The sequence below is a fragment of the Lysobacter tyrosinilyticus genome (genome assembly GCF_054779815.1).
The window spans coordinates 1-8,294 of record NZ_BAAGXN010000015.1; the positions used below are offsets into that span (position 1 = coordinate 1).

Genomic DNA, 8,294 nt, shown 5'->3' on the forward strand with positions numbered 1-8,294 from the left:
GGCGTACGTACCGTTGGCGGCGTTGCCGCTGACGGGCAACGGCAAGATCGATCGCAAGGCGTTGCCGGCGCACGGCGACGTGGCGTTCGCACAGCGCGATTTTGAGGCGCCGCAAGGCGCGATCGAAACCATGCTGGCCGGGATCTGGAGCGAATTGCTAGGCGTCGAGCGGGTGGGGCGGCAGGACAACTTCTTCGAGCTGGGCGGGCATTCGCTGCTGGCCGTGCGCCTGATGGGCATCCTGCGGCGCGAATCCATGCACATCGACATTCGCGCGCTGTTCGCCCAGCCGACGCTGGTCGCGCTCGCCCAGGCGGTGGAGGACGCGCGGGGTGGCCGTTCGACCGACGTGGTAGTGCCACCCAATGGCATCCCGACGGGTTGCACGGCGATTCTGCCGGAGATGTTGCCGCTCATCGCCCTCGACTCCACGCAGATCGCGCGGATCGTCGACGCGGTGCCGGGCGGTGCGGCCAATGTGCAGGACATCTATCCGCTGGCGCCGTTGCAGGAAGGCATCCTGTTCCATCACCTGCTGCAGACGCAGGGCGACGCCTATCTGCTGTCCACAACGATCGCATTCGACATGCGCACGAGGCTTGACGACTTCGTGCGCGCGTTGCAGCAGGTCATCGACCGCCACGACGTGCTGCGCACGGCGGTGTTGTGGGAAGGGCTGGCCGAGCCCGTGCAGGTCGTCTGGCGCAGCGCGACGTTCGAGGTACGCACGCCCACGCTGCCTGCGGGCGACGTGGCGACGCGACTGGCCGAGCTCACCGACCCGCTGCACATCCGCATGGACGTGAGCCATGCGCCGCTGATGCACGGCTACATGGCGTTCGACGACGCGGGGCAGCGCTGGCTACTGCAACTGGTCCATCACCATCTGGTGCTCGATCACACCGCGCTGGACGTACTGCTGCACGAGATCGGCGTGATCCTGAGCGGCCGCACGCAGGAGCTCGCGGAACCGGTGCCGTTCCGCAACTTCGTCGCGCAGGCACGGCTGGGCGTGAGCGCCGAGGAGCACGAGGCGTTCTTCGGTCGGATGCTGGGCGACGTGGACGAACCGACCGCGCCTTTCGGCATCCTCCGGGTCGAAGACGATGGCGAGCACGTCCGCGAAGCGCAGCGCGCGCTGCCCCGAGCGTTGTCGAAGCGCCTGCGACAGCAGGCACGCAGCCTCGGCGTGAGCACGGCGAGCCTGTTCCACTGGGCGTGGGCACAGGTGCTGGCGAAAACCACCGATCGCGACGACGTGGTGTTCGGCACGGTGCTGTTCGGCCGCCTGCAGGGCGGTGCGGGGGCGGAACGTGCAATGGGCCTGTTCATCAACACGCTGCCGATCCGCGTGCGGCTGGGCGAGGCCGGCGTGCTGGCGAGCGTGCGGCAGGCGCATGCCGATCTGTCGGAGTTGCTGGGGCACGAGCACGCCTCGCTGGCCCTGGCGCAGCGGTGCAGTGCCCTGTCGGCCAGCACGCCGCTGTTCTCCGCGGTGATGAACTATCGCCACAGCGTCGATGCCGCTGCCGGATCCGAGACGCCCGCGTGGGCCCAGGGCATGGAGATGCTGTCGGCGGTGGAGCGCACGAACCACGTGCCGTTCATCATGGCGGTGGACGACCTGGGCGAAGACTTCGAACTGAAGGCTCTGGTCGAGCAGCCCGTCGCGCCGCAGCGGATCTGTGCCTACATGCAGACCGCCCTGGAATCGCTGGTCGACATGCTGGAAACCGCGCCGCAGGCGCCGTCCTGGCAGGTCCAGGTGCTGGATGCGGACGAGCGTCACCTGATGCTGGAAGACTGGAATTGCACCGGTCACGACTGGCCGCATGCCGACGATTGCGTGCAGACGCTGTTCGAGCGGCAGGTGCTGGCCACGCCGGATGCGCTTGCGCTGGCGCAGGGCGAGGAGCGATTGAGCTACCGCGAACTCGATGCCCGTGCGAACCGATTGGCGCACCACCTCCGCAGCCTTGGCGTCAAGCCGGACGAGAAGGTGGCGATCTGCCTGCAGCGCAGCGTGGACACCGTGGTCGCGGTGCTGGCCGTGCTGAAGGCCGGCGGTGCGTACGTGCCGCTGGACCCGTCGTATCCGCAAGGACGTCTCGACTTCATGCTGCGCGACAGCAAGCCGCGGGTGCTGATCACCACCGCGGCGTTGCAGGACCAGTTGCCGGCCAGTCCCATCCTCTGGCGCACGCCAGTGGTGGACATGACCGAAGCCGAACAGTGGCAATCGCTGCCGGAGGACGGCCTCGATCCGGCTTCGTTCGGTCTGCAATCCACGCATCTGGCCTACGTCATCTACACCTCAGGTTCGACCGGTGTGCCGAAGGGCGTCATGGCGACGCATCGTGGCCTGTGCAACCTGGCGCAGGCACAGATCGCCGGTTTCGGCGTGACGCCGGATAGTCGCGTGGTGCAGTTCGCGTCCTTCAGCTTCGACGCCTGCATTTCGGAAGTGATGATGGCGCTGCTGTCCGGGGCCAGCCTGCATCTGCCGCCGCCGGGTCCGCTGGCGGGTGCGGAGCTTGTCGCCTGGCTGGATGCGCATGCCATCACGCACGCCACCTTGCCGCCAGCGTTGCTGGCAAGCCTGCCGGGCGACGCGAAACTGCCACAGCTGCATACGCTGATCCTTGCCGGCGAAGCCACCAGTGCCGCACAGGTGCGGCGCTGGGCGCCGGGCCGACGCCTGATCAACGCATACGGCCCGACCGAGGGCACGGTGTGCGCGAGCATGCACGACTGCGATCCGGCGGCCACCGAACCACCGGCGATTGGTCGGCCGATCGCCAACGTCCGGTTGTACATCCTGGATGCCCATGGTTGTCCCGCGCCGATCGGCGTGGCCGGCGAACTGCACATCGCCGGCGTGCAGGTCGCGCGCGGTTACCTCAACAACGTGGCGCTGACCGACGCCCGTTTCGTGCCCGATCCCTTCGCTACCGAACCGGGTGGGCGGATGTACCGCACGGGCGATCTCGCCCGCTGGCGTCCCGACGGCACCATCGATTTCCTCGGTCGCAACGACCATCAGGTCAAGATCCGGGGCTTCCGCATCGAGCTGGGTGAAATCGAAGCGAAGCTGCTGGCCCAGGCGGGTGTGCGCGAAGCGCTGGTGCTGGCGCGCGAGGACGACACCGGCGACCGGCAACTGGTGGCCTACGTGGCCGACGGGGGCGAGGCGGAGCTCGATCCGCAGATCCTGCGCCGCGCGCTGGTGCAAACCCTGCCGGACTACATGGTGCCGGCGGCATGGGTGGTGTTGCCAGCCCTCCCGGTCACGCCAAACGGCAAGGTCGATCGTAAGGCGCTGCCGCTGCCTTCGCAGGCCGGTGTCGCGCAGGCCGCCTACGAAACACCGGACGGCATCACCGAAACCCAGCTGTCGCAGATCTGGAGCGAACTGCTGGGCCTCGAGCGCGTCGGCCGGCAGGACCACTTCTTCGAGCTCGGCGGGCATTCGCTGCTGGCGACGCGGCTTATCTCGCGGGTGCGAAGCGAGTGGGACATCGAGTTGTCGCTGATGACGATCTTCTCGAACCCGCGCCTGTACGAGTTCTCGGAGGCCATCGTCGACTGCCAACTCTCGCAGTTCGACACCACCTACATCGACGCGATCGTCGCCCAGCAGCAGGGTCTGGTCCAATGAACGCCATCCTCAAGAACATGACGCGCGCCGAGCGCGAGGCCATCCTGCAGGCGGCGCAGGCCGCAGGCGGCAAGCCGAAACCGTCCGGCCGCGCGACGGGCATTCCCGCGCGCACCACCGCGAGGGCGCAATGGCCGCTGTCGTTCGCGCAGCAGCGGCTCTGGTTCATCGCGCACATGTGGCCGACGGCCCACGTGCTGACGTTCGGGCTCGGCCTGCACGGCGCGCTCCACAAGGCAGCCTTGCAGGCGGCGCTGGATCGCATCGTCCAGCGCCACGAAGTGCTGCGCACGCGTTTCGAAGTCGAGAACGACCAGCCCGTGCAGCGCATTGCCGATGCGGCCGGCTTCGCGCTCGTGCACCACGATCTGGCCGACGAGGGCGGCGATGCCGCAGCGATGATCGACCGCTGGCAGCGTGAGGAAGCGGCCACGCCGATCGATCTCGAACACGGCCCGATGATCCGCGGGCGCCTGCTGCGACTGGCCGAGCAGGATCACGTGCTGCTGGTGACGATGCACCACATCGTCTCCGACGGCTGGTCCATGGGCATTCTCGCGAACGAATTGGACGCGCTGTATCGCGCCTACGCGGTGCAGGGCGTGTCGCCCGATGTCGATCCGCTGTCCCCGCTGCCGATCCAGTACGCGGACTACGCGCTGTGGCAGCGCGAGTGGCTGACCGAAGACGTGCAGCAGCGGCAGGCCGCCTTCTGGCGCGAGCAGTTGTCCGGTGCGCCGGCGCTGATCGGTCTGGCGACCGACCGGCCGCGTCCTCCGGTGCAGGACTATCGCGGCGAACTGCTCCCGGTCGCCTTCGACGGCGCACTGCTCGCGGGTCTGAAGGCGCTGTCGCAGCGGCACGGCACCACGCTGTACATGACGCTGCTGGCCGCCTGGGGCGCGCTGATGGGGCGTCTGGCCGGGCAGGACCAGGTGGTGATCGGATCGCCGGTGGCCAACCGTACCCGCGCCGAGATGGAGCCGCTGATCGGCTTCTTCGTCAACACGTTGGCGCTGCGCCTGGACCTGAGCGACCAGCCCACGGTGGCGCAACTGCTGGCACAGGTGCGCGAACGCGTGCTGCAGACGCAAAGCCATCAGGACCTGCCGTTCGAACAGGTCGTGGATGCACTGAAGCCGGAACGCACGTTGGCGCACACGCCGATCTTCCAGGTCACCTTCGCCTGGCAGAACACGCCGGAGGAGACGCTCGAACTCGATGGCCTGCAACTGCGCGTGCTGCCTCCGCGCAATGGCGAGCACAACGCGCAGTACGACCTGGAACTGGACCTGCACGAAACCAGGGACGGCATCGCCGGCACGCTTGGCTTCGCGCGCGCCCTTTACGACCGCGACACGGTAGTGCGTTTCCGCGATCATCTGGAAGCACTGCTGCGCGGCATGGTCCGCGACGATGCGCAGGCGGTGGACGCGATCGACCTGCTGAACGAGACCGAGCGGCATCGCGTCCTTGCGACCTGGAACGACACGCGACGCGATTACGCGGTGGATGTCTGCGTCCACGAGCGCTTCGAGCGGCAGGCCGCCGAAGCGCCGGAGGCGGTGGCGATCACCTTCGAAGGCGAGTCGATCACCTACGGCGAGCTCAACGCGCGGGCCAATCGACTGGCTCATCAGTTGATCGCACAAGGCGTTCGCGCCGAAACGCGCGTCGCGGTGGTGATCGCACGCGACCCCGCGCTGCTCGTGGCGTGGCTGGCGGTGTTGAAGGCCGGTGGTGCCTACATTGCGATGGATCCGGCCTATCCGCAGGAACGGCTGGCCTACATGCTGGACGACAGCCGGCCGCGCGTCGTGCTTACCGAAGCGACGTTGCAGGACCAGCTTCCGTCGTGCCGTGCACTGCGCACCGCGAGCGTGCTCCTGGTTGACGAGCCGACCTGGTTGCACCGGCCCGATACCAATCCGGGGCGCGAAGCGACGGGTCTGCTGCCCGAGCACCTGGCCTACGTGATCTACACCTCGGGTTCGACCGGCAAGCCGAACGGTGTGATGGTGGAGCATCGCCATCTGGCGAACCTGGTCGGTTGGCACACGGAGACGTTCCCGCTGTCGCGGGGCGAGCGCACTTCGTCGACGGCGGGCGTGGCGTTCGACGCCTGCACATGGGAGGTGTGGCCGGCGCTGTGCCAGGGCGCGACGTTGGCGTTGCCACCGTCGAGCACGGCCGGCGATCCGTCGGCGCTGCTGGACTGGTGGGAGTCGCAGGACCTGCAGAGCAGTTTCCTGGTGACGGCGCTGGCGGATGCGGCGCTGGCGCGGGGGCAGTCGGGCCGCACGGGCCTGCGCACACTGCTGACCGGCGGCGATCGCCTGAACCGGCTGCCGACGCCGGGCCTGCCGTTCGCGCTGGTGAACAACTATGGTCCGACGGAGACGACGGTGGTGGCGACGTCGGGCGTGATCACGCCCGAGGACACGGTGATCCACATCGGTCGACCGATCGCGAACACGCGGCTGTACCTGCTGGACCGCCACGGCCGGCCGGTGCCGGTGGGAGCGCCGGGCGAACTGCACATCGGCGGCGCGCAGGTGGCACGCGGCTATCTCAATCGCCCGGAACTGACGGCGGCGCGGTTCCTGCCCGATCCGTTCTCGGACGAGGCGGGTGCGCGGATGTACCGCACCGGCGACCTGGGTCGCTGGCGAGCGGACGGCACGATCGAATACCTGGGCCGCAACGATCAGCAGGTGAAGCTGCGCGGCCTGCGCATCGAGCTGGGCGAGATCGAGGCGCAGCTGTCGGCCCAGCCTGGGATCCGTGAAGCCGCGGTGATCGCGCGCGAGGACGCGCCGGGCGAGGTGCGGCTGGTGGCGTACGTGGTGGCGCCGACGGGCGAGACGCCGGACCCGCAACGGCTGCGCGAAGGGCTGTCGCGCACGCTGCCGGAGTACATGCTGCCGGCGGCGTACGTGGCGCTGGAGCGGTTGCCGCTGACGCCGAACGGGAAGCTGGACCGTCGCGCGCTGCCCGAGCCGGAGGGCGCGGCGTACGCGCAGCGTGCGTACGAAGCACCGGAAGGGCCGGTCGAGACCGCTTTGGCGGCGATCTGGCGCGAGCTGTTGCGCGTGGATCGGGTCGGACGGCACGACAACTTCTTCGAGCTCGGCGGACATTCGCTGCTCGCGGTGCAGATGATGTCGCGGATTCGTCAGCGACTCGGCCTCGAAATGACGGTGTCGCAGCTGTTCTCGCATCCGGTGCTGCACGCGTTCGCTGCCGCGTTGTCGGACGCGCCGGCCAGCGCACTGCCCGCCTTGTTGCCTGTCCGCCACGACGGACTCCTGCCGCTGTCGTTCGCGCAACAGCGGTTGTGGTTCATCGCGCAGACGGGCGCCGTCGCGAGCAGCGCGTATCACATGCCCGGCGGTCTTCGCCTACGCGGCGCGCTGGATCTGGTGGCGCTGCAGGCGGCGCTGGATCGCATCGTCCGACGCCACGAAGCCCTGCGCACCCGGTTCGAAGTGATCGAAGGGCAGCCGGTGCAGCGCATCGATGAGGCTGGCGCCTTCTCGCTGCTGCAACAGGATCTCGATGGTGAGGCGCGGTCTGCGGACGACGCGATCGCGCACTGGCAGGCGATCGAGGCGGAAGCGCCGTTCGACCTGGAGCACGGCCCACTGATCCGCGGGCGGCTGTTGCGGCTGTCCGCGCAGGACCACGTGCTGCTGCTGACGATGCACCACATCGTCTTCGATGGCTGGTCCCTTGGCGTGCTGATGGGCGAGTTCGCCCGACTCTATGCGGCTTACGCGACGCAAGGATTGTCGATCGACGTCGATCCACTGCCCGCACTGCCGGTGCAGTACGCGGATTACGCGGTGTGGCAGCGCGACTGGCTGTCGGGTGCGGTGCAGGCGCAGGAACTGGCCTTCTGGCGCGAGCAGCTGTCCGATGCGCCCGCACTGGTCGCGTTGCCGACCGATCGTCCGCGTCCTGCGGTGCAGGACTATCGCGGCGAGAGCCTGTCGATCTCGCTGGATCCGCAGCTGAGTGTCGAGCTGAGGGCGCTGTCGCAGCGGCACGGCACCACTCTGTTCATGACCTTTCTCGCGGCGTGGGGTGCGCTGGTGGCGCGTCTGGCCGGACAGGACGAGGTGGTGATCGGCACGCCCGTCGCCAACCGCACGCGTGCCGAGGTCGAGCCGCTGATCGGGTTCTTCGTCAACACGCTCGCGTTGCGCCTTGACTTCGCTGACCGCCCGACCGTGACGCAGTTGCTGGCGCAGGTGCGCGAATCCGTGCTCCAGGCCCAGAACCACCAGGACCTGCCATTCGAGCAGGTGGTGGAAGCGCTGAAGCCGAAGCGCACGCTGGCACACACGCCGATCTTCCAGCTCATGTTCACCTGGCAGGGCGCGTCGGAGTCCGGGCTCGAGATGCAGGGGCTGCAACTGGAAGGGCTGGAGCTGCCGCCTGCCACGGCCAAGTTCGACCTGACGCTCGAATTGCAGGAGTCCGGCGACCGGATCACGGGCACACTGTGCTTTGCGACGGCGTTGTACGACGCCTCGACGATGCGGCGGCATGTCGGCTACCTCGAAGCATTGCTGCGCGGCATGGTCCGCGACGATGGGCAGGCGGTGGACGCGATCGACCTGGTGGGCGATGC

2 protein-coding genes are annotated in these 8,294 nt (G+C 68.4%); both read left to right on the forward strand.

The window, feature by feature from the left end; translation table 11 throughout:
• Positions 1–3,658: non-ribosomal peptide synthetase (locus ACYVGK_RS17645; RefSeq protein WP_460736133.1), on the forward strand; the 3,658-nt coding region annotated here is incomplete at its 5' end.
• The coding region (locus ACYVGK_RS17650) for an amino acid adenylation domain-containing protein (protein ID WP_460736135.1) at positions 3,655–8,294 on the forward strand (4,640 nt) is incomplete at its 3' end. The genes ACYVGK_RS17645 and ACYVGK_RS17650, both read left to right, overlap by 4 nt.